The organism is Streptomyces beigongshangae (assembly GCF_019710745.1).
Lineage (GTDB): Bacteria > Actinomycetota > Actinomycetes > Streptomycetales > Streptomycetaceae > Streptomyces > Streptomyces beigongshangae.
On sequence record NZ_JAHKJW010000014.1, the window covers coordinates 1 to 22,271 of the forward strand.

The following is a 22,271-nucleotide window of genomic DNA, read 5'->3' on the forward strand; positions in this document are numbered from 1 at the left end:
CCGCCGGAGCCGCTGCCGAGACCGGTGCCGCCGTTGCCGCCCTTGCCGCCGGCCCCGCCCAGGACCCCGTTGCCGCCGGGGCCGCCCGCGCCGCCGGCGCAGTCCCCCGTTCCGGTCGCGGGGCCGCCCGCGGTGCCGGGATAGCCGTTGGGGTGGCCGGCGTTGCCGTCGGCACCCGCGACGCCGGCGGTGCCGGCGGTGCAGGCGAGGGCGGAGGCTCCGGCCGGAGAGCCGAGGAAGAGTGCGGTGCTCGCGAAGAGAGCGGGGACGGCGAGAAGGATGGTGGTCTGTTTCCTGTTCATGACGGGTTTTCCTCTGACTCGGATGGAGCACGGCCTCCTGCCGTCGGGCAGTCGGCGATGGTTCGACTGCTTCCACAGAACACGTATTTCTTAATATTTGTAATCGAATGAAGAGTTTGGTATTGAGGGGGATTTACCCGGGGGAAGGCTCATCTGTCTGCGGTACGCAAATCCAACCGCGTCAAGTGTTTGGCCGGATCCGCCGGCCCGGCTCGCGAAGAATCGGAGACCGTCCGGCATCTTCCGGTTCTCTGCCTTCGTAGGCGCTGAACTGGAGGTTCTGTCGAATTCTGGTAGCCGGTGGCCGCTTCGGGCTGCCCGGCGCTCGGGGGCCTGTGAATACGCGGGTGCAGCGCCGGAGCACACGGGGCCGGACGGTAGCGGGCCGTTGCGTCCGCCGTGTTCCCCGTCCTTGTTTGGGTCGGCATCATCCGATCCCCGACATTTGCACTCTGATATTCGAACGGTGAGCTGAAAGCTTCATATATTTCCTGTGAAGACTGCCGGAAAACATGCGAGGAAATCCGGGCACGCGGACCGTGACCGGATTTCCGGTCTGCGTGGCTTCGACGGCATGACCCCGGCGCCGGACATCACCCGCAGGGCCGTCGGGGCGAGCGGCGGGCCCGCTGGGTGGAGGGCGAGGTGCGTACGGCGCTCCTGGTGCCGACCGTGCGGTGGCCTTCGGTGCCGGGGTACGCCGTACCGGAGGAGGAGGCGGGCGCGTAAGGCCGGTGGAGGTGGTCGAGGACGGCGGTCTCCGCCGGGCCCGGGTCGCGCCGCTGCTGAACGAAGCCCAGGGCCGGGGTGTCGGGGGCCGGATGATGAACGAGTTCTTCACCTGGGCGGGAAGCTCGCCTATGCGCCTATGCGCCTATGCGCCTATGCGCCTATACGCCTGTGGGTCGCCGAATACGACGAGCGAGCGGTCCACTTCCACGAGCGCTACGGACTCAAGACCACAGGCCCGAACCAGCACTACCGACCCTCACCACCACCGACACCAAACCGAGAGATCGCACCTTGGTTCCTCACGCCTCGTCAAAGGTCTCGAGCAGGCGCTCGTACGCCGGCTTCGGCCGCAAGGCCGCGTCCCACGGCAGGGAATCGGCCGTGCGCGGAGGATAGATCTCGGTGTCGGCGGTGGAACCGTACCGGTCGGTGAATCCCCATGTGGAGAACGATGTGCAGTTCGGCTCCTCCAGGCAGACCCGCAGCTTGCCCGCCATCTCGTCAGCCTGGGTCTGCCGCCCGTCCTCCTCGTCCTCACCTACGGGGACGTCCATCTCCGACACCCGCGCCTGAACCCCGAGCTCCGCCAGATCCCGCACATGGCTGCGGAAGGTCTCCGGGTCGGTGCGGTCGCCGGGTGCGTACTCATGGTTCTGGAAACCCACGCCGTCGATCGGTACGCCGCGCTCCTTGAGCCGCTTGACCAGATCGTAGAGGGCGTCCCACCGCTCGCCTTCCTCCTCGACCCCGTACTCGTTGAGGAACAGCCGTGCCTTCGGATCGGCCCGGTGGGCGGCCCTGAACGCCTCGTCGATGTACTCCTCGCCCATGGCCTCGAACCACGGGCTCTGCTCGGAGCGCAGACCGAGATCCCCGTTGGTGTAGCTCTCCTCGTCGTCGGACATGGGCTCGTTGACCACATCCCATTCCGCGACCTTTCCCTTGAAGTGCCCGGCGACCACGGCGATGTGCCGGAGCATGGTCCGGCGCACCTCCTCGGGGTCGTCGTTCTCCCGCATCCAGTTGGGCAGAGCCTCGTGCCAGACGAGGGTGTGCGCGTGCACCTTCATGTCGTTCGCGCGGGCGAAGCGTACGAGCAGGTCCGCGTCGCGGAAGTCGTAGACGCCCCGGCGTGGGTGGAGGAACTGTGGCTTGAACGCGTTCTCCGGAGTGAGCATGGAGAACTGGCTCCCCGCGAGCGCCCGGTAGCGTGAGTCGGTGAGCAGCGGGTTCTCGGCCAGGGCGGTGCCGACGTCGAACGGCCGCCCCACCTCTGCGGCCCGCGCACGCAGCGAGTCGTCGGACTGCTCCTGGCGTAGCTGCGGCGCCTTGATCACGCGGAGCGAGTCACCGCTCTCCGCCCGCGCGGTCAGCTGCGTCAGACGCCATCCCTCGCGGCGCTCGTCTTCGCCCGCGTCCGCCTCCAGACCGAACCAGACAGTGCCCTCGGCGAACACCCCCGGGTCCCGCACGGTTCCCAGCCGCCGCCCGTCGGCTTTCACGCGGAAGGTGTCGCCGATGCTCGACACGGCGAGCGTCACCGTCCCGGAGCAGCCGCAGTCGAAACCCTCGGAGATGGCCGGCTCATCGCCCGCACCGTCCCATATCTGTACCTTCACGTGTCCGTCGGCGGTCACGCCGACGCGGAGTGAGGGCCGCTCCTGCCGCCACTCGTCGTAGATGACCGGTACCCGTCCGTACAGCCGCAGCCATGAGCCGCCGTCATCGTCACCCACACCGGACATGCGCGCGGTGACGGTGAAGTCGCCATCGGACCTGAGATGCGGGCCGGCCAGGTTCAGCGGGGGGTTGGGCTGGCCGCCGGAGGAGTCCTGTTCCACGATGTGCCGATCCGATGCGCTGACCCGCAGGATGTCGTTCCGCACGGTGGTGCCCGGCATCTGCGTCCAGTCGTGGTTCCGCAGCAGGTCTTCGTCGTTTCCGCCGCCCGCGCCCGCGCCTTGCCCCGTACACCCGGCCGCCACCGCCATGACGAGCGCCACGGCGGTCAGCCGCTGCCACGTCCCCCCACCAAGGTCCACGGTCCCTCCCACTTTCTTGTTCGAGACGAGACCAACGTCTCGAAACAGGGTCACAGTTCATCACACATGGGGTACGGCGGCCTTGTGCGGCACGTCCCAGCTCGTGTGGCGGAGCGGGCCCGAATCGTTGCGGCCTGCGCGGAAGGCGCATCAAACACGTGTGTGCCAGCGGACTTCAAGGTGTCCATGAAGACGGTACGCAAGTAGCGCTCACGGTTCGCTTGGAGGAAGGCGGTGCTGAGGGTCACCCCCGCACGTGCGGGGGTGACCCTCCGGTACTACGGGCGGGCGCGCGAGATGTTGGTGACCGGGAGGAACTCGTACGCGCCGGCCACGTAGAGATCCCTCGGGGCCGTACTCAGCCTGAAGGTGTCGTCGTAGTCCCTGATGCGGGTGGTCAGCATGAAGGAGCCGTCGTCGTTGGCGGTCGTCTTCGCCGCGTACTGGTTCTCCCAGTGGGTCTGCAGGAAGACCTCGGTGCCACCGGGCTCGACCCCCTCGGGAAGGGTCACCCTGCCCTGGACGATGAGGTGGTCGCCCGTCTTCACCCTCCTCTTGTTGACCGTGTAGCCGACGGAGCTGGACTTGGCGTCGACGGTCACGGTGGTGTCCGCGTAGTAGCCGTCCTGCGGGGTGTTGAGGTCGCCGTCCTCGTCGTAGAAGGCCGTGATCTGCACCTCGTGACGGACGTTGAGCAGGCTGCTGTCGCCCTCGTGGTCGATGGTGACGTCCGGGACGGTGAACTCGCCGTTGGCGTCGGAGACCGGCTCGCCCAGATCGCGCGTCTCGTAGTAGTTGGGGTCGATCGGGTCGCCCCACGGATTCCAGGTGGTGAAGCGGACGACCTCCTGGAGGGTGACGGGGATGTTGGGCGCCGGGGTGCCGTCGGCCTTGGTGACGGTGCCGGTGACGTCGACCCGGCGGTTGTCGTAGTCGGTGCCGGCCGGGTCGGTGGTGACGGTCAGCACGTAGGCGTCACCGGGCGAGGCGTCCGAGGGCTTCGCCGACGCGGCGGGTGCGGACGACAGGACTCCTGCGGCGAGCAGGAACGCGAGGGTGGCGGCGAGCCGCGTGGGCAGGGACTTCCTGGGCATGGGGCAACTCCGAAGGTTGGCCGGGACCGCAATCGACAATCGATCGGGACTGGAGTCGATCGGGACTGGAGTCGATCGGTATGTGAGGAGTCGCGCCGCGCGGCACACCGGGTTCGACCGGCACGGACGGGCGGGAGTTGTATCCCTACGGTCCGCGTTACACGGCTGTGGCAAAAGGGTGTTTTGTATGACTTTGCGGTTCACCTGGGTGTCGGCCGCAGGTCGCTCCTTGTTGCCGCGTCCGCCCACGCAACCGCCGCATCCGCCCACGCCGCCGCCGCGAAAACCCGTTGGCGGACCACGGAGACCGTTGTTAACCTCCCGGAGGCCGTGCGAGAGAACAAGGAGGTGGTCCCCGTGAACGCAGTATCGACATGGGTGCTCCCCTCCGGGGTCACGGTCGGGCGATAGGTCGTCCGGGAGCGCCGCCCTGAGCCCTCCCGAAAGGCACGACCGTGCGCTTCACCTCCGAACAGCACCTCGACGACGGCGTCCTGGAACGCGAGTTCACCCTCGGCGAGATCCCCGGCACCCTGTGGACGCCCGCATCCGCCGCACCGGCCCCGCTGGTCCTGATGGCCCACAACAACGGCCTGCCCAAGGCGGATCCCCGGCTGGTGGCACGGGCCCGGTACACCACGGCGCGCGGCTACGCGGTGGCCACCATCGACGCCGCCGGATGCGGTGACCGTCCCCGCTCCGCCGCCGACGAGCAGGTCCGCGACGACCTCCGGCGGGCGATGCGGGCCGGCGAGCCGGTCGACGAGATCTTCGAGTCCTTCATCGGCCCGCTGGTCGAGAACGCGGTCCCGGAGTGGCGGACGACGCTGGACGCCCTCCTCGATCTGCCCGGGATCCGTGGCCCGGTCGGTTACTCCGGTGGCTGGACCGCCCTCGGTATCCGGCTGGCGGTGACCGAGCCGCGCGTCGCGGCCGCGGGCTTCTTCGCCGGGGGGTACGTGCCCCGCGCCCAGCGGGAGGAGGCCCGGCAGGTCACCGTCCCGCTGCTGTTCCTGTTGCAGTGGGACGACGAGGGCAACCCCCGGCAACGGGCCCTGGACCTGTTCGACGCCTTCGGCAGCGAGGAGAAGACACTGCACGCCAACGTGGGAGGCCACACCGGCACCCCACGGTTCGAGTTGGAGGACGGGTGCCGGTTCCTGGACCGCCATCTCAAGTAGGACCGGCTCGGGACGTCAGCCGTCAGCCGTCAGCCGTCAGCCGCCGGCTGACGGCTGACGACCAGCCCCAGGTGGTGGCTTGTGAGCACCGCGCCCTGCACTGCACATCAGGTGTCGCTATTTGTTTCGGCCTCTGAGTGTGACGAAGATTCCGATGGAAAGGCCGATCACCAGCATCGCGATAGTTACTGGCGGATTGTCAGTCACGGCCGCGCTCAACAAATTCATTCGATCCTTCCTCAGGCGTCTTCAGCTGTCTCCCTGGATTGCTGATGTCATCTGTCCGCAGAATGACGCAACTTCCTGAATCGTCAACGCCTATTTTTGGTAGCGACGTAGAACACCAATGCGATGCACCCTAGAAACACGGAAAAGGCAAGCCACTCGTAGCCTTTGGGGGCGAATCCGGTCAGCGCAGCCAGTTCGTTCACCGCTGGTCCCTCCGCTTCTTCAGCGCATGGAATTGAGTGTGCCCCCGGTTTCGCGAACAAATCCCGTGTGCACACCGGCAGTGTCATCGGCTTTCAGTCGCCGTACGGCGCGCAGAGGCTGCGCACCTTCTCATGGGCGGACTTCGCCTCCGCGCCCTTCACGTTGTAGGTCACCACGTGTTGCCGCACGTTCTGCAGCGCCTTGTCCAGGTCCTCGTAGCGGTCGTCCAGCGCGGCCGCGGACTGGGCCAGTGCGGCGGCGGCCTCCACCCGTTCGTAGCGGGACTGAGAAGTGTTCTTGAAGTCGCTGAAGACGGTGCTCAGTTCCGGAACCCGGCGGAACGCCTGACAGGCACCCACCGCGTCGGCGCGGGCGTCGTCCGGATCGGTGCTGGACGCCGGGCTGCCCCCATCGGCCCAGAGCAACCAGCCGAGACCAACGCCTGCGCCACAGGCCACGACCGCAGCGATAAGCGGCACTCTCCATCGGGAGGCAGGACGGCTGTCTGCCGCGGAGGCCGGCGGATGGGCGGGAGGAGGCGGCGCGGGGGCGGGGACGGTCATCGACTCGGCTCTCTCCGACGGGGCGGGTGGTACCGCTGCGGGTGAACGGCAGCAAGGTATCGGCCGCCGCGCCCCTCTGTCCGACGTTCGCTCGAACAGTCGTACGTCGGAGTGTTTCCATGCCTACTGACCACGCCGGATGTTGCCGAACACGGCGTGCTCGATCGGCCGCTGCCGCCGGCGGCAGCGCAGAAGACCGCCAAACCTCGTGCTGATGACCAAGGTGACCAACCGGAGCGTCCCACCGACGCCCTTCGCACGGTCAGGCTCTCTTCCTGTTCCTCCTGGAAGCAGCGACAGCGGCGTACACCAGTCCGAGCACAAGTAGTGCTATGACGACCCCAATGGGCAGTCCGCCGAGTCCCTTGTAGGCCAGATCGCTCCAGTCGTCGCTTTCGTGCATCAGATTACTTTCCCTTCTGTGTGTTGATACAGATTTCCGCTTTAGTCAGTGCCTGCAAGCTACTTCTTCTCCTTCTTGTACCGCCAGTATCTCAGTGCGAATCCAACAACCAAGACGATTCCGCCCAAAATCCACGTCGCCGCGGGATTACCCTGGAAGCCGATGCCGATAGCTTCAGTCATCACTCCTCCTCAGGGTCGGATATGGGAGAGGCCGGCTTTTTCGGTCACGGTTCATGGAGTTCAGCGTGCCCTCAGGTTCGCGAACGAATCCCGTGTCCACACCGGCAGGTGTCCCCGGAACCAGGCCGGGCGCGGCCGCCGTGGTGGACGGCAACCTATGGGCAGTCATTCCGTGCGGAGTGGCCCGTCCGAGCCGGCGCCAGGGGATCCCGGACGGGTCATATGCATCGAAAGCGCCTCCGGTGTTGGACGATCGATAAACATTGCTGGACTCCACGTTATGGAAAATACGCTCCGCGACGGCAACGATGGGTGCCTGGCAGCGAGAGCCGCCAGGCGTGAGGAGTCCACTCATGCCGGATCGACGCGAGGAGCAAAGAGACGTATGCGATACCGATTTCTCGGAAGGTCGGGGCTGCGGGTGTCGGAACTGTCGCTGGGGACAGGTAATTTCGGCATGCGCTGGGGGCACGGGGCGCATGCGCCCGAGGCCAAGGCGATGTACGACACCTACAGAGAAGCGGGAGGAAACTTCATCGATACCGCTTCCAACTATCAGGCGGGGGAGGCCGAGGAGTACCTCTCGGATATTATCTCCTCGGATCGCGAGGACATAGTTCTGTCGACGAAGTACACCATGGGGACTTCAGCGAGCAGTGGCCTCCAGCTGACCGGGAACAGCCGAAAGGCGATGGTCCAGTCGCTGGAGCAGAGCTTGCGTCGACTGGGCACCGACCGGGTGGACGTGTTCTGGGCCCATGTGGCCGACGATTCCACGCCCATCGAAGAAATACTGCGGACCTTCGACGATCTGACGCGCGCCGGCAAGATTCTGTATGCCGGTCTCTCCAATTTTCCCGCCTGGCGTGTGGCGACGGGAGTCACCATGGCGCAGCAGCAGGGCTGGGCCCCTCTCGTGGCAATCCAGACCGAGTACAGTCTCGTCCAGCGTGACGCCGACCGGGAGCTGGTGCCGATGGCAGAAGCCTCTGGCCTGGGCGTCCTCGGGTTTTCGCCTCTCGGCGGTGGTCTTCTGACGGGCAAGTACCGGCGGGGCGCAACGGGTCGCGCCCAGAGCTCGATCAGCCAGTTCCTCCACAGGGAGGACGACCCCGTCAAGGCGAAAATCCTGGATGCTGTCGAGAGCGTCGCCCGGGACCTCGATACGACTCCGGAGCGAGTGGCCCTCAAGTGGTTGATGTCGAAGGGGGTGCTCCCCATCCTCGGACCGAGGAACGTGGATCAGCTCACGTCAAACCTCGCGGCCGGCGATCTGGACATCCCAGTGCGTCAGCTCGAATGGCTGGACGAGGTGAGCGCGCCACGGCTGGGATACCCCCACGGAATGTGGTCGGAGCACGAACAGGTGGACAGGAAGCGGTTCTCTCAACCGTAGGGATCGTCCGGCGAATCTGATCGAGAGGACGACATGAGGGCCTCATTCGAGGACAGGGCCATCGCGCAGGGCCGTCCGGGCAGCCGGTGGTTCGCGCGGCTCTGATCCATGAGGCATCCCGGTGGTGCAGCGCCTGGACTGTTCCATCGGGAGACCTCGGCTCGTCACCAGGAGCCACCGACGCTGTCCCTCTCCGTTCAGCGCTCTACTTTACGCGGTTGCGCAGCAGGCCGACCGCGAAGAAGATCGCGCCCGCCATGACCACCACACCGAAGATGATCCCAGGCCGCGGAGGACCGTCGGGCCCTCCTCCGGGTGCCGCCAGTTCCGCTCCGAATATTTCCATGGCCCTTCTGTTACCAAGTTTTCTTGATAGTTGTTTCAGGATTTCAATCTCAACGGCCGCGCTTACGGGTGATCCTTCCGTAGATAATCATTCCTATAAGGGCGGCAATGGCTATGGCAAGGATTACCAGCCCTGCGGTGCCCTCGGGCATCGCGCGTCCCTCATTGGCTATCAGTTGGGTACTCGTCGATTCCACTTGTCTCCCTCTCTCGCGCTTGACGTCCTGGACGGGTGTCGTGGAAGGATGGGGAAACTGAAATTACGCAGAATTCGCCCTCTCCGTTCCGCGACCCTGGCGAGATCCCAAGTACCGGGAAGTCAGCTACCGCCGCCGTTCCGTTTGCGCATCAGAGTTCCGGTCACCAGTGCGATGCCTGCGACAGCAATGATGATGAGCAGCCAGGTCGGCATCCCAGGCGTCGAGGCTCCGCGAGCAAATGTCTCGTACGACTCCATGGGGTTCCTCTTTTTGCGAGTTATGGTTGGTTGGCGCACACGGGCGCCTCGGGAGCTTTCCGCGGAGCGAACAGCCGGTTGCCTACTCCTCTCTGTTGGGTGAGCTCTTCCGCTGAGCTCTCCTGTGGATTTACCGCCGCCTTCCCATGAGAACGACGCTGAGTCCACCGATCACCGCCCCCACGACAAGGCCGACAATCCAAATGGGATCCATTTTCGAACTCCGTTCGACATGGTGCGATGTCAGCCGAAGCTTTCTGATCGGGTGTAGTCGACAGCACTGTCACCAGACCACCCGCGCCACCTGTGACGGCACCGATTCCGCATCCGGCCACGGCACCGGACCCGCCCATATGGATCCGAGAGCGCCCGCCGCGCAACCTCCGGCTCCACCGCCTACGCCTACGCCAAGGGCTTTGCTGGCGAACCTGTCCCAGTCCCACAACCCGTTGGGGGCGGGGCGGCCGACGGGATCGACTGCGGCGTACAGGGCGTACAGGTAGGGGTTCTTCTCCAGGCCCGACGGGGCCTGCTGGGTGAAGCGGTACGGCTGGGAGAGGCCGGCTTTTCGGTGGTGGTGGAGCGGGTGACGCCGCAAGGGCTGTAGGCGTACGTGTTCACCTTCGTGCCGGACTCGTCGGCGAATGCGACGACGGCTTCACCCAGCGTTTCGCCTCCCTCTCGAATAAATGAAAATGCCTACAATCAAAAAAACTACTGGCGCGAACATGATGGGGATGAACCGCGCCCCGCTGATCAGCATTGCCATGACCAACGCCGCCATCACCAAGGTGAAAAATAGCACCACCGCGCCGAGAATTTTTACAATCTGCGCAGACTGGCGATCCATATTGCTTCCTATCGGATTGGGTTGATCGACCCGTATTCTATTTTTTCATCCGATTCCCAATGAACTTTCCAATGAGCCCCAGGATGACAACTGCAACAATAGATCCAATAAAGATTGGAATTTCCATTCCTTCTGGAATCCAGGATCCTTTCCCGACGTTCTCGGCCATTTTGATCATGTGCACTCCTCATGTTCAGGGCTCTGCGGGGGAGGCGTTACCCTCCCCCGCACAACTACTTTCCTAGGACCATGCCTTCGTTGTCTGGTCCTCGGCAAAATTGCCGGCTGCATCAGCTCCGACAGCACATGCCGGGGATGCCGCGGCACCCCCTACAGGGCCAAACGTCATGGTTGCTCCGGCGATGCACGCCGTCCCAACGGCAGCGCCGAACGCGGCACCAAATCCGATTGAGGCAGCCTGTCCCCACTCACCGTCACCGACGGCCTGGCCGAACTCAACAGCCGTCTTTATGTCCCCCAGAGGGGTGAGGGCCTCGGCGGCGTCCATGAGAGAAAACAGGCCGGTGGGGTCGATGCGGTTGACCGGGTCGCCTTCGGCGTAGAGGTAGGGGTTCTTCTCCTGGCCGGAGGGGTCGGGCTGGGTGAAGCAGCCGATGTTGGGGTCGTAGTAGCGGGCGCCGAGGTGGTACATGCCGGTGGGGTCCTGGTGGCCGCCGGCGAAGCGGTACGGCTGGGAGACTCCGGCCTTCTCGGTGGTGGTGGAGCGGGTGACGCCGCGGGGGCTGTAGGCGTACGTGTTCACCTTCGCGCCGGACTCGTCGGTGAGCGCGACGACGGAGCCGAGGGCGTCGGTGAGGTAGTAGTACGCCTTGCCGTCACGGGTCATGGAATTCAGCGTGCCCCCGGGCTCGCGAACAAATCCCGTGTCCACACCGGCAGTTGTCTCGGCCGCCAGGCCGATGGGACCGGGGTGGAAGTAGGTGTCGCCCAGGCGGTGGCGCTCGCTGGAGTCGGTGGAGCCGTACTCACCGGGGTAGGTCTTGCCGCCCACGGTGAGGGAGGTGAGCTGGGAGAAGTCCGACCACGTCTCGGCCGTGCGGGTCTCCTCCGGGGTGGAGGCGCCCGCGGTCTCGTTGCCGGCCTTGTCGTAGGACCAGTTCGCCGTGGAGCCGTTCTTGCTCGTCAGCTGCGAGGCGTCGTCGTAGGTGTAGGTGGTGCCGCGGGGGCAGCCGGGCTCCACGCCCTGGGAGGTGAGGTTCCCGGCGGCGTCGTAGCAGTACTGCCAGGACGCGTTGAGCGTGGTGCCCTTCTCCTCCTTGGCGTAGGAGAAGCGGCCCGCGGTGTCGTAGCTGTAGGTCGTCTTCATCCCCGAGACCGCGTCCGTGCTGGTGCGGATCTTCGATCCGTCCGCGGTCCTGCCGTTGGCGTCGGTGTAGGCGTACGTGTAGGCCAGGCTGACCAGGGTGCCCTTGGACGAAGTGGTCCTGATGGTCTCGGGGCGGCCGGACTTGTCGGGCTTGACCGTCTGCACGGTGCCGCCGGGGTAGGCGGTCTCGGTGCGCGCGTCGTTCTCGTTGTGCTTGTACGTCGTCAGACGGCCCTGGGGGTCCTTGAGGGACTTCAGGCGGTTGGCCTCGTCCCAGGTGTAGTCGACCGTGCCCTGGGGGTCGGTGTAGGTGTCGACGTTGCCGGCCGGGGTGTAGGTCAGGACGGTCTGGGAGCCGTCCTGGAGGGTGCGGACCGTCTCGCGGGAGAGCGGGTCGAAGTCGTACTCCATCGTGCCGATGTCGTCGGTACGGGTCTTCAGGTTCCCGTCACCGTCGTAGGAGTAGGTGACGGTCGTGTTGGTCGTGGAGACTTCCTTGACGCGGTCGCGGTGGTCGTAGGTATAGACGCTCTTGATGCCGCGGCCGTCGACGGCCGTCTCCGTGCGCCCCAGCGCGTCGTAGGTGTAGACGGTGGGGGTGGTGTTCAGCGGCGCGGGCGGGGTGACCTTCTTGAGGTTGCCCTTGGCGTCGTACTCGAACGACGTCACCTTGGAGCGCGCGTCCTTGGCCGTGCAGCGCTGGCCCTCGAAGCCGCCGCAGGTGGGGGTGGCCGGGTTGTAGGTGAAGGACCGCGTGCCGCCGCCCGTTCCGGTCACCGCCACCGACATGGTGTTGCCGGCCGTGTCGTACTTGTAGTCCGACTTCTCGCCGTCGGCCGTGGTCATGCTGCCGGGCAGGTCGGAACCGGCGATCGTCTGGTAGCCGGTGACCGACGAGGAGGCGCCGGTGGGCAGCGTGGCGCCGGTGGGGTTGTTGCGCGCGTCCCACCCGTACTTGGTGACGTTGCCGCCCACACCGTTCACGCCCATGGCGTCGGTGGCCGTGTCGATGTTGTTGTTCGCGTCGTAGGTCCGCGGGCGGGAGTGTCCCAGCGCGTCGGTGACCTTGGAGACCCTGCCCTTGGCGTCGTGCTCGTACTTCGTGGCGTGGTTCTCGGGGTCGGTCGCCGTGGTGGTGCCCGCCGCGAACGGGTCGGTGGCGGTGTAGGAGTAGCGGTAGGTGGGGCCGGTGTGGCCGGAGCCGTTGAACTCGGTGGCGCGCAGCATGCTGGTGACGCGGTTGGCCGCGTCGTAGGTGAAGGCGGTGACCCGGCCCTCGGGTGTCGTGATCTTCGTCAGGCGCCGGGAGGAGTCGTAGTCGAAGACGGTGGTCTTGCCCTCGGTGTCGGTCGTCCTGGCGAGGTCGCCGGCGGGGTTGAGGTCGAAGACGGCGGTGCGGCCGGTGTGGTCCTTGGCCTGCCACTGCGAGGCGTCCGTCTTCAGCAGGTCGACGGAGCGGCCGGAGCGGGTCTCGGTGAGCTCGAAGCCCTTGTGCTCGGTGCCCTCGTCGTGCTGGTCGACGGTGATGACGCCCTTGTTCTTGTCCGTGACCTTCGTCAGTGTCCCGTGCTCGTCGTACGTGTCCTTCGACCCCGACTTGCGGTCGGTCAGGGTGAAGGTGCCGTCCGCGTTCGCCTTCAGGTCCTTGGAGTACCCGGTGGGCGTCTTGTACGTTCCGTCGGCGTTCTCGGTGAACGTCCACGACGCGCCGGTGGAGTCGTAGTGCACGAACTCCGTGTCGCTGACCTGCGCGTAACGCTCGTACGTCTGCCACCAGCGCTGGGAGACCTTGCCCCAGGGGGCATCCAGCGAGTTGTAGGTACGGGCGAGCTGGAGCTTCTGCCCGACGCCCGCGACGTCGAAGTCGGTGCCGGCCAGCATCAGATTGCCGGTGGAGTAGTCGATCCGCGCCACCAGCGAGTCGGTGACACGGATGTCCGTGATCTGGTGCCAGGGGACGTCGCCCTGGCCCTCGGGCACATAGGACGCGGCAGCGGCCCGGGCGGTGTCGCCCGCCGCGCCGGAGCGCGCGCCCTTGCCGGTGGCCGAGGTCGCGCGCTCCTTCTGTGCCTTGCGCCAGGCATCCCGCTCCGGTGACAGGGGTGCCTCGGCCACCGGCTCGGCCGGCTTCGTCTCGCCGACCTTGACCGCCGGCACGGCGGCCTTGGGGTTGTCCTTGCCCCATGCGGAGGCCGGCTTGGGGTCCGCCGGATCGGCGGCCGGTGCCGCCAGGGCCGGTACGGCGCCCGCGGCCAGCGACAGCGCCGCCACGGTCGCCACGAGACCGTGTCTCGCACGGAAATGGGCATGTTTGTGCGCATGCGAATGCGGCATTTCCCCCCCAGGGAAAAGTAGACCCAGTGACCCCTCCGGTCACTGGGTGTACGCAGCATTCACCACACAGGCATCAAGCGGTCGGACGTTCCCTCAAACAGGTTTTCTATACCCCCCAGAATGCGCCAAAGGGCTGATCAAGCCTCAGAAGCGTTCCCCCGCACAGAAAACGTCCGCTTCGAGATGGGGGAGGGCGGATCGGGGGGCGGCTCAGTACCAGCCGTTGGACTGCCAGAAGTTCCACGCGCCGACCGGGCTGCCGTAGCGGGAGTTCATGTAGTCGAGGCCCCACTTGATCTGGGTCTTCGGGTTCGTCTTCCAGTCGGGGCCCGCGGCGGCCATCTTCGAGCCCGGCAGTGCCTGCATCAGGCCGTACGCGCCGGAGGAGGCGTTCGTCGCGTCGACGTCCCAGCCGCTCTCGTGCTCGACGATCCTGGCGAACGCGCTGTACTGGGCGTCGTCGTGGATCATCTTCTGCGCGGTCGCCTTCGCCGCCGAGGCGGCCGGGACGGAGGTGGCAGCCGTGGGGGCCGCGGCCTGGGCCGGGCCCGCCGCGAGGACCATGCCGGTGGTGGCGGCTGCCACGGCGGCGCCGGTGAGGGCCTTCTTCGGGGTGGCGATGCGGCGGATGCGGGTGGAGAAGGGCACGGAGAACCTTTTCTACGGGGACGGGGGGTCGCTCGTACGTCCTTGACGTGCGCCGGCGCCGAGGCCCTGAGGGTCCGTCGGCGCCTTGCGACTGCTCCAGAGAAACAGGCGGGACCCGGTGTCCGCAATGCCCCCTTTTGCTAGTGGTGATCGTACGAACCGCGGAACGTCCCTCTGTGGCGTGGCTCTCAATGCCCAGGTCAGAGGGGGTGAGTACGCGGGCATGACAAGTAGGGCAAGCTACGGCCGTGCTTAGTGGAGGACCAAGGTCCTGTGGGCCGCTTCACGCGGCGAACACTGTACGCATGACGCAAAACAGTCGCTGCCCTCACTCTGTGCGGCCGGACGGTGTGACGGGTGCCGCACCGGCCGGGTCCTCGAATGTGACCGGCGTCTCGAAAGCCGCCCTCCGCGTGGCCCGGCGCAGCGCCTTGAGGAGCGTCGCGCCCAGGGTGAGCGTCAGCACGACGGTCACCGTGGCCCGGCCCAGGTCCCAGCCGAGGGACGTGGCCAGGCAGTACGCGACGAAGCGGGCCAGATTGGTGTCCACGGCGTCGTGCGGGTCGAAGGCCACGCTCGACGACAACGCGTCCATGAAGGGCCAGCCGGCCAGGTTCATGAGCGTGCCGTACGCGAAGGCCGCCAGGAAGCCGTACGCGGCCAGCAGCGCCAGCTCGCCCCTGCCCCGCAGCCGGTCGGGGCCCGGAAGCAGTCCCGCCCCCATCGTGAACCAGCCCATGGAGAGCATCTGGAACGGCATCCAGGGCCCGACCCCGCCCGTGAGCAGCGCCGACGCGAACATCGTGACCGCCCCGAGCACGAAGCCGAACCCCGGTCCCAGCACCCGCCCACTCAGCACCATCAGGAAGAACATCGGCTCGATGCCCGCCGTACCGGCACCGATCGGCCGCAACGCCGCCCCGGTCGCGGCCAGCACCCCCAGCATGGCCACGGCCTTGGGACCCAGTCCCGACTCGGAGATCGTCGCCGCGACGACTGCGACCAGCAGTACGAGCAGCCCGGCGAACAGCCAGGGCGCGTCCTTCGAGTGGGCGCCGACCTGTGAGGTCGGCCCGCTGAGGAAGGGCCAGGTGAACGCGGCGAGACCGATGGCGCCGACCAGGACGAGGACGGCGACGGAACGGGGACCCAGCCGGATCGCACGGGCCTGGGGCCGGGGAGCACGCCGGAGCTGGAGTCGGGGGCTCGTCAACGGGGATCTCCCGTCGGCCCGCCGGACGCGCGCAGGGCCTCGCGCACCTGGGACACGGTCAGCCACTTCTGCGGGGCCAGGACCTTGGTGACCTGCGGGGCGAAGGGCGGGGAGGCGACGACCACCTCGGCCGTCGGGCCGTCCGCGACGGGTTCGCCGTCGGCCAGGATCACGATCCGGTGGGAGAGCTCGGCGGCCAGCTCGACGTCGTGGGTGGCCAGCACGATGGCGTGACCCTCGGCCGCGAGGCCCCGCAACAGGGTGACCAGGCGGGACTTGGCCGCGTAGTCGAGGCCGCGGGTCGGCTCGTCGAGGAGGACCAGGGGCGGCCTGGCCGTCAGGACGACGGCCAGGGCGAGGGTCAGCCGCTGGCCCTCCGACAGGTCCCGCGGATGCGTGCCGTCCGCGATGTCCGGGAGCAGCTCGGACACCAGGGCCCGGCAGGTGCCCGGCTCGGCCCCCGCGTCGCCGTCCGCCGCCGCGCACTCACCGGCCACCGTGTCCGCGTACAGCAGGTCGCGCGGTTCCTGCGGTACGAGGCCGACGCGGCGGATGAGGTCCGCGGGTGCCGTGCGGTCGGGCCGGAGCCCGCCCACGCGTACGGATCCGGCCGCGGGCGGGACCAGGCCGACGAGGGCGGAGAGCAGCGTCGACTTGCCTGCGCCGTTGCGGCCCATGAGGGCGACGGTCTCCCCGGGGGCGACGGTCAGGCCGACGTCGTGCAACACCTCGGCGCGGCCACGGCGGACGGACAGTCCCTCGACCACCGCCGGGCGGTGCGTGACGGGGGTGCGGGTGGCGCCGGTGTCGCGGGTGCCGGAGGTCTGGGGCGTGCGTCTGCGGAAGAGCCGGGGGGTGCGACGGGAGGGCGACGTACCGCCGCCCCTCGCGGGCACGGGACCGGCCGTGCCCGCATCCTCGTACGGGCTCTCGTGAGGGCTCTCGTACGGGATGCCCGCCAGGCGTTCCCGCAGGGCCTCCGCCCGCCGCCGGGCGTCCCGGACCGTCAGGGGCAGGGGGGACCACCCGCCGAGCCGGCCCAGGGCCACCACCGGCGGGTACACCGGGGACACGGCCATCACCTCGGCGGGCGGGCCCACCGTCAGCGGGGCGCCCGGTGACGGGAGGAGGGCGACGCGGTCGGCGTACTGCACGACGCGTTCCAGGCGGTGCTCGGCCATGAGGACCGTCGTGCCGAGGTCGTGGACGAGGCGCTGGAGGACGGCGAGGACCTCCTCGGCGGCGGCCGGGTCGAGGGCCGAGGTCGGCTCGTCGAGCACCAGGACCCGTGGGTGCGGGGTGAGGACCGAGCCGATCGCGACCCGCTGTTGCTGTCCGCCGGAGAGCGTGGAGACCGGGCGGTCGCGCAGGCCGGCGAGGCCGAGCAGGTCCAGGGTCTCCTCGACGCGGCGGCGCATCACGTCCGGCGCCAGCCCCAGCGACTCCATGCCGTACGCGAGTTCGTCCTCGACCGTGTCCGTCACGAAGTGCGCGAGCGGGTCCTGGCCCACCGTGCCCACCACGTCGGCCAGTTCGCGGGGCTTGTGCGTGCGGGTGTCGCGGCCCGCGACCGTCACGCGCCCGCGCAGCGTGCCGCCCGTGAAGTGCGGGACCAGTCCGCTCACCGCGCCGAGGAGCGTCGACTTGCCGACCCCGGAGGGGCCGACGAGGAGCATCAACTCGCCCTCCTGGACCGATAGTCCGATGCCCTGGACGGTGGGTCGCGTCGCCCCGTCGTACGTCACCGTGACGTCCTCGAAGCGGATCATGAGGGCTCCTTGCCGGTGGCTGTGGCGGTGGCGGTGGCGGTACGGGTGTCTGTGGGGGAGGGGGCCGCGAAGGCGGGGAGCAGTCCGAGCAGGACGGCCGCCGCGGGCCACAGCGGAAGTGTCGGCGCCGTCAGCGGGACGACACCGGGGTGCAGGGCCGCCGCGGCGTACACGTCGTGTGCCGCGTACAGGATCAGCAGCGCCGCGACGGCCGCCCCGGACCCGGCGACGAGCCAGGCCCGCACACCCCACGCGTCCGGCCGGTACCGGGTGCGCAGCGAGCGGCGGCCCCCGAGCCACAGACCGCCGAGGGCGGCGCCGAGCCCGGCGAGCAGGACGGGCAGGCCGTAGCCGCCGCCCTCCGCGGTGAGCAGGCCGTACGTTCCCGCGCAGACCCCGACCAGACCGCCCAGGGTGAGCACGGCGGTGGTGCGGCGCACGCCGGGCGGCACCTCGGCGGAGCGGCCGTAGCCCCGCGCGTCCATCGCCGCGGCGAGGGCCACCGAACGCTCCAGCGCACCCTCCAGCACCGGCAGTCCGACGTGGAGCAGGCCGCGCAGGCCGCGGTCGGGCCGACCGCGCAGCCGCCGGGCCGCACGCAGCCGCTGGACGTCCGCGATCAGGTTCGGGGCGAAGGTGAGGGCGACCACGACGGCCACGCCCGCCTCGTACAGGGCACCCGGCAGTGACTTGAGGAGGCGGGCCGGGTTCGCGAGGGCGTTCGCGGCGCCGACGCAGATGAGGAGTGCGGCGAGTTTCAGGCCGTCGTACAGGGCGAAGACCAGGCCCTCCGCGGTGACCCGGCCGCCGACGCGGATGCCCTCGGCCCAGTCGGGGAGAGGGAGTTCGGGGAGGGTGACGAGCACGTGCGTGCCCGGGACGGGGGAGCCGAGGAGGACGGCGAAGGCCAGCCGGATGCCGAGTACGGCGAGGGCGAGCTTGACGAAGGCCCCGTAGGAGCGGGCCCAGGGGGCCTCCGTCCGGCGCGCCGCCACCACGTAGCCGGCGACGGCGACGAGCAGCGCGAGCAGGAGGGGGTTCGTGGTGCGGGACGCGGCGGTGCCCAGTCCCAGGGCCCAGATCCACCAGGCGCCGGGATGCAGGGCGTTGGTACGGGTCGCACGCGGCGCGCGCAGCCGCAGCCGCAGCCGCAGCCGTGGTCTTGGCCGTGGTCGCGGCCGGCCTTTGGCGGCGATCATCGTGTACGTCCCGTCAGCCGCGTCGCCGGCGTGCCTGCCGGAGCGCGGCGGCGCCCAGTACGGCCACGGCGGCGATCCCGGCCACCAGACCCACCGACGGTCCGCCGTCCCCGGATCCGGGCCCGGACTCGCTCCGCGTGTCAGGCGAGGTGGAGGACTTCGGCCGGTCGCCCGACACGGCCTCGCCGCACCCGGTCCGGGGGTAGCCCGCGATGGCGCACAGCAGGGCGTTCGTGTCGTAACGCAGCGGCCCGGCGACGGCGGCGAGGGCGTCCGCGGTCGTCGCGTCCTCCCCGACGCGGGCGCAGGCGGTGTCCGGGTTCGGGTCCGGCGGTGTCGAGCCGGCCGGCGCGTCCGCGGCCGTACCGAAGTCGAGGACCAGGGCGATCCGCTTGGCCCCCTCCCGCGCGGGCGTCCTCGCGCAGATCGTGGTGAAGTCGGCCGCCCCGCGGGGCCGCGCCGCGTCCTCGGAGTCCCCGCTCACCGAGAAGCGGAAACCCTGGACGTCTCCGTCGGAAGGGCGCGCCGTCGACGGGCCCTGCGTCGCGTACACCCACTTGCCGCCGCCGCTGCCACTGCCGTCGCTGCCGTCGGAGGCGCGGTCCCAGAAGGACCAGTAGCGGTAGCCGACCGCCTGGGCCTGGCCCGCCGTGCCGAGTACGGCGAGCAGGAGGCCCAGGACCAGGAGGGTCGGGCGGTGGCGGGTCACGGTCGCTGCTTCTTGTTGCGGCCGCTGAGGAGGAAGCCGATGCCGATGCCGCCGACCAGACCGGCCCCGACGATCCACCAGACACCGGCCCCGCTGTCCTCCCCGTTCCCGTCCCCCTCCCCGTCCTGCCGGTTCTGCTGGTCGTCCTTGCCGTCCTTGCCGTCGGCGGGGGCGTCGGAGCGGTCGGCGGTCCGGGCCGCCGGGCCGGTCGCACCGAGCTGCTTCACGAGGTCGGCGCCGCCGAAGTCGCGCGGGTCCGCCCCGGTGGCGTGCGCCGCGAAGATCAGTTGCGCGTACGCGGCCGGGCCGCTCTTCGCCGCCCAGGCGCCGGAGTTCTTCTTCAGCCAGGCCAGCGGCTTCCGTGCGTCGGCCGTCCGGCCCGCCGCGGCGAGCGCGACGACCGCGTCGGCGGTGTTGCCGTGGTCGGGCCGGTCCTCGGCGCCCGCGAGCGCGGACTCCAGGTGGCCGGTCCCGGCGACCGCGCCGGCCAGGTACGCGGCGCCGTTGCCCGCCGCCTGCTCCGGGGTCGGCGAGTCGCCGCCCGCGCATGTCGTGTCCTTCGCGTCGTCGCCCCCGGTGCCCCCGGTCTCCTCGGGGTCCGTCACCAGGCCCGCACCGAGCGCCCCGAGCACGCCCGCCGCCGTGGCGTCGGCGTTCGCCGCGAGCCCGCCCTTCTTGTCGGGCTGGAAGGCGAAGGCGCCCCCGCCGTCCTGGTCGCAGGGCACGGAGAGGCCGCGCAGGGCGTCGTACGGCGTCCGGTCGTCCTTGGACCGCAGGTCCCGCGTGTCGGTGTCCGCGGCCTCCAGGGCCCCGATCACGAGTGACGTCGAGTTGGTGTCGCTGGCCCCGCCGGGCAGGTAGCCCCAGCCGCCGTCCCCGTTCTGCACGGTCTTCAGCCACTTCACGGCCGCGCCGGTCACGGCGTCCTCCGCGTCGAGCGCCTCCAGGGCCTGGAGGGCGGCGGCGGTGCTGTTCGTGTCGGCTTGCGGGATCTGTGCGTCCTGCGCGCCCTGTGCACCCTGGGCGCCCCGCGTCCTGGTGGCGCACTTCGTGGCCGGGTCGGGGCGGTAGGCCGGAAAGGCCCCGTTCGCGCACTGCTGCCCGGTGAGCCAGTCGACGGCCTCCGCCGCGGGCTCCACCCCCACGGTGTGCTGGGCGAGCAGCGCGAGCGACTGCCGCCAGACACCGTCGTACGTCGGATCGGTGCTGCCGTACAGGCCCGAAGGGAGCGCCGGGGAGGGGGAGGGCGACTCGTCGGCGAGGGCGGCCGGCGCGAACGCCGTGCCGATCACGGCGGTGGCGGCCAGTACCGCTGCGCTGCGGCGGACAAACATGATCGGCGGATGCCTCTCTGTACTCATCGGATCGCCGACGGGGTGCCACGGCCGGTCACGGGACGGCGACCGCGCCCGGCCCCTCGGGCCTGCGCGCGTTCGAAGCCTCTCACCGGTGCGCCCCTTCGGCTCTCCCTGCGGGGGGCCGGGCAGCCCGGAGCCCCGGGCGGCTCGGCTCCGTATGCCTCGACGGTGCCGGTCACCGGCGGTCCCGGTGACGCGAGCCGGTCACGGTCCGTACGGGGCATTCCGGCTCGCCGCCCGTGGGGACCGGGACGGCACACGGCTGCGGGTCAGCGCCGGATTTGCACCGGCTTCCCCCCGTACGAGTGTGATGACGACCCGCTCACTGTACCGGCCCGTAGCGATACCCCCAGGGGCCGGCCGGACGAACCGGGCGGGCGTCTAGAGGCTCCGCCGGGTCGGGGGCGGTGCGGCGGCCGTGGGCTGCGTGGGTGGCGCGGGCTGGCAGAGGACGAGGGCCACGTCGTCGGTGGGTGCGGTGCCCGTGTGGGCGAGGAGCCGGGCGTGGAGGAGGTCGAGGGCCTCGTCGGGCAGGGGGTCGCGCAGGGCGCGGGCCGCCTCGGTGAGGAAGGGGAAGAAGGTGCCGTCGGGAGCGCGGGCCTCGGTGAGGCCGTCGGTGTAGAGGAGGAGCCGGTCGCCCGGCTGGAGGCGTACGCGGTACTGGCGCGGGTCGGGGCACAGGCCCAGCGGGAGCGTGGTGACGCCCGGTTCGAGGAGTTCGGTGCGGTGGCCGTGGCGCAGGGGCGCGGGGTGACCGCAGTTGACGAGACGGACCTCGCCCGGTGCGAACTCGGCGAGGAGCGCGGTGACGAAGTCCTCCGGACCCAGACCGGGCGCGAGGCGTTCGTCCAGGCCGGTGGCGACGGCGGGCAGGTCGGGGACCGTGTGGGCGAGTTCGCGGAAGCCGGCCACCGCCTCGGCGGTCAGCCGGACGGCTTCGAGCCCGTGTCCGCGCACGTCGCCGATGAGGACCCGCAGGCCGAACGGTGTCACCGCGACGTCGTACAGGTCCCCGCCGAGCGCCGATCCGGGCACGGCGCAGTGGTAGCGCGTGGAGATGTGCGTACCGGCGAAGCTGCGGGAGATCGGCCGTACGACGGCTTCCTGGGTGATCCGGGCCACCTCGCGCACCTCGGCGAGCTGCGCGAGGAGCCGGTCCCGCTGCCGCACGGTGTGCGCGGTGAGCGCGCAGCCGATCAGCAGCTGCGCCAGCGTGACGGCGGGCGGGACCCGGTCCAGCAGCAGCGCGGGCGCGGCGATCAGCACGCAGACCGCCGAGGGCGCGAGGAGGCGTCCCTCGGAGAACGGGCGGGGGCCGGTGACCGCGCCGAACCTGCCGGTCGCGCTGAGCCCGTCCGACGGGTTCGGGCGGGCCTCACCGGACGGACCGAACCCGTCGGACGGACCGGTCCCGCCTGTGGCGCCCGTCGTACCGGTGACGCCCGCCGCGCCGGCTCCGTCGGTCGCGGCGGTCCCGTCCGCCGTGCCCTTCGCCCCGGACCGGTGAGGGTCATCGTGTCCGCGGAGCCCTCGCCGACCGCCGGGTCGCCTCCACGGCGAGATCCGCGTCCACACTCGCATCAGCCCCAGCCCCAGCCCCAGTCCCAGCCCCGGTCCCGGCCTCGAACCCGACTCGGATCCCGGTCCTGGCATCCGCACCCGCGGGCGCCCTCGTTCCTGCTCCGACTTCCGTACCTGCCGCACCCGCACCCGTTCCCGTTCCCATGCCCTCCGC

The 22,271-nt window shown here is 69.5% G+C and carries 19 protein-coding genes, 1 pseudogene and 1 riboswitch; of the genes and pseudogenes, 2 read left to right on the plus strand and 18 right to left on the minus strand.

Going from position 1 to position 22,271, the window contains the following annotated elements; genetic code table 11:
• The 3 genes and pseudogenes from KM933_RS13170 to KM933_RS13180 all read right to left on the minus strand — a co-directional run.
• Positions 1-302: pseudogene (locus tag KM933_RS13170) on the minus strand (hypothetical protein); the annotation flags it as partial.
• A 1,031-nt stretch (positions 303-1,333) separates the two neighbouring features.
• On the minus strand, positions 1,334-3,076 hold the full coding sequence (locus KM933_RS13175) for an endo-1,4-beta-xylanase (RefSeq protein ID WP_221351584.1): 1,743 nt from the start codon (positions 3,074-3,076) through the stop codon (positions 1,334-1,336).
• A gap of 278 nt (positions 3,077-3,354) precedes the next feature.
• A complete protein-coding gene (locus tag KM933_RS13180) occupies positions 3,355-4,170 on the minus strand; it encodes a transthyretin-like family protein (protein ID WP_221351585.1) in 816 nt (271 codons plus the stop codon).
• A 455-nt stretch (positions 4,171-4,625) separates the two neighbouring features.
• On the opposite strand from KM933_RS13180, the gene KM933_RS13185 reads away from it, so the two are divergent.
• Positions 4,626-5,351, plus strand: coding sequence for a dienelactone hydrolase family protein (locus tag KM933_RS13185; RefSeq protein ID WP_221351587.1), 726 nt, complete (start codon positions 4,626-4,628; stop codon positions 5,349-5,351).
• Positions 5,352-5,875: 524 nt separating this feature from the next.
• Here the strand turns inward: KM933_RS13185 and KM933_RS13190 are convergent.
• The 3 genes from KM933_RS13190 to KM933_RS39285 form a co-directional block, all read right to left on the minus strand.
• A complete protein-coding gene (locus tag KM933_RS13190; RefSeq protein WP_221351589.1) occupies positions 5,876-6,208 on the minus strand; it encodes a hypothetical protein in 333 nt (110 codons plus the stop codon).
• Between the two features lie 400 nt (positions 6,209-6,608).
• A complete protein-coding gene (locus tag KM933_RS13195; RefSeq protein ID WP_221351591.1) occupies positions 6,609-6,749 on the minus strand; it encodes a hypothetical protein in 141 nt (46 codons plus the stop codon).
• Between the two features lie 59 nt (positions 6,750-6,808).
• The gene (locus KM933_RS39285) at positions 6,809-6,931 is read right to left on the minus strand and encodes a hypothetical protein (RefSeq protein ID WP_260333486.1); all 123 of its coding nucleotides are present in this window, start codon (positions 6,929-6,931) and stop codon (positions 6,809-6,811) included.
• Between the two features lie 421 nt (positions 6,932-7,352).
• Here KM933_RS39285 and KM933_RS13200 point away from each other — a divergent pair, with 421 nt between their 5' ends.
• Entirely contained in the window at positions 7,353-8,327 is a 975-nt protein-coding gene (locus tag KM933_RS13200) for an aldo/keto reductase (protein WP_308013366.1), read from the plus strand.
• Between the two features lie 205 nt (positions 8,328-8,532).
• Here the strand turns inward: KM933_RS13200 and KM933_RS13205 are convergent, their stop codons facing one another.
• From KM933_RS13205 to KM933_RS13260, 12 genes are all read right to left on the minus strand, one after another.
• Positions 8,533-8,673, minus strand: coding sequence for a hypothetical protein (locus KM933_RS13205; protein ID WP_221351596.1), 141 nt, complete (start codon positions 8,671-8,673; stop codon positions 8,533-8,535).
• A gap of 318 nt (positions 8,674-8,991) precedes the next feature.
• Complete coding sequence (locus KM933_RS13210; protein WP_221351598.1) at positions 8,992-9,129, minus strand: hypothetical protein; 138 nt, start codon at positions 9,127-9,129, stop codon at positions 8,992-8,994.
• A gap of 658 nt (positions 9,130-9,787) precedes the next feature.
• Positions 9,788-9,979 carry a hypothetical protein gene (locus KM933_RS13215; protein WP_221351600.1) on the minus strand — a complete coding sequence of 64 codons (192 nt, stop codon included), beginning with the start codon at positions 9,977-9,979 and terminating at the stop codon, positions 9,788-9,790.
• A gap of 37 nt (positions 9,980-10,016) precedes the next feature.
• Positions 10,017-10,157, minus strand: coding sequence for a hypothetical protein (locus KM933_RS13220; protein WP_221351602.1), 141 nt, complete (start codon positions 10,155-10,157; stop codon positions 10,017-10,019).
• Positions 10,158-10,220: 63 nt separating this feature from the next.
• Positions 10,221-13,586: an RHS repeat-associated core domain-containing protein gene (locus KM933_RS13225; RefSeq protein ID WP_308013367.1), complete on the minus strand. Its 3,366-nt coding sequence runs from the start codon at positions 13,584-13,586 to the stop codon at positions 10,221-10,223.
• Between the two features lie 264 nt (positions 13,587-13,850).
• Entirely contained in the window at positions 13,851-14,288 is a 438-nt protein-coding gene (locus tag KM933_RS13230; protein WP_308013368.1) for an aggregation-promoting factor C-terminal-like domain-containing protein, read from the minus strand.
• A gap of 328 nt (positions 14,289-14,616) precedes the next feature.
• A complete protein-coding gene (locus tag KM933_RS13235; protein WP_221351606.1) occupies positions 14,617-15,501 on the minus strand; it encodes an ECF transporter S component in 885 nt (294 codons plus the stop codon).
• Entirely contained in the window at positions 15,498-17,270 is a 1,773-nt protein-coding gene (locus KM933_RS13240) for an ABC transporter ATP-binding protein (RefSeq protein ID WP_221351608.1), read from the minus strand. The genes KM933_RS13235 and KM933_RS13240 overlap by 4 nt, the downstream gene beginning before the upstream one ends.
• Positions 17,267-18,469, minus strand: a complete 1,203-nt coding sequence (locus KM933_RS13245) for a CbiQ family ECF transporter T component (RefSeq protein WP_221351610.1) — start codon at positions 18,467-18,469, stop codon at positions 17,267-17,269. The genes KM933_RS13240 and KM933_RS13245 overlap by 4 nt, the downstream gene beginning before the upstream one ends.
• A 13-nt stretch (positions 18,470-18,482) precedes the next feature.
• Positions 18,483-19,178, minus strand: coding sequence for an SCO2322 family protein (locus KM933_RS13250; RefSeq protein WP_221351612.1), 696 nt, complete (start codon positions 19,176-19,178; stop codon positions 18,483-18,485).
• Complete coding sequence (locus KM933_RS13255; RefSeq protein ID WP_221351614.1) at positions 19,175-20,512, minus strand: SCO2321 family membrane protein; 1,338 nt, start codon at positions 20,510-20,512, stop codon at positions 19,175-19,177. The genes KM933_RS13250 and KM933_RS13255 overlap by 4 nt, the downstream gene beginning before the upstream one ends.
• 242 nt (positions 20,513-20,754) lie before the next feature.
• A riboswitch (cobalamin riboswitch) is annotated at positions 20,755-20,833 on the minus strand.
• Between the two features lie 84 nt (positions 20,834-20,917).
• Positions 20,918-22,117: a PP2C family protein-serine/threonine phosphatase gene (locus tag KM933_RS13260; RefSeq protein ID WP_221351616.1), complete on the minus strand. Its 1,200-nt coding sequence runs from the start codon at positions 22,115-22,117 to the stop codon at positions 20,918-20,920.
• Between the last annotated feature and the right edge of the window lie 154 nt (positions 22,118-22,271).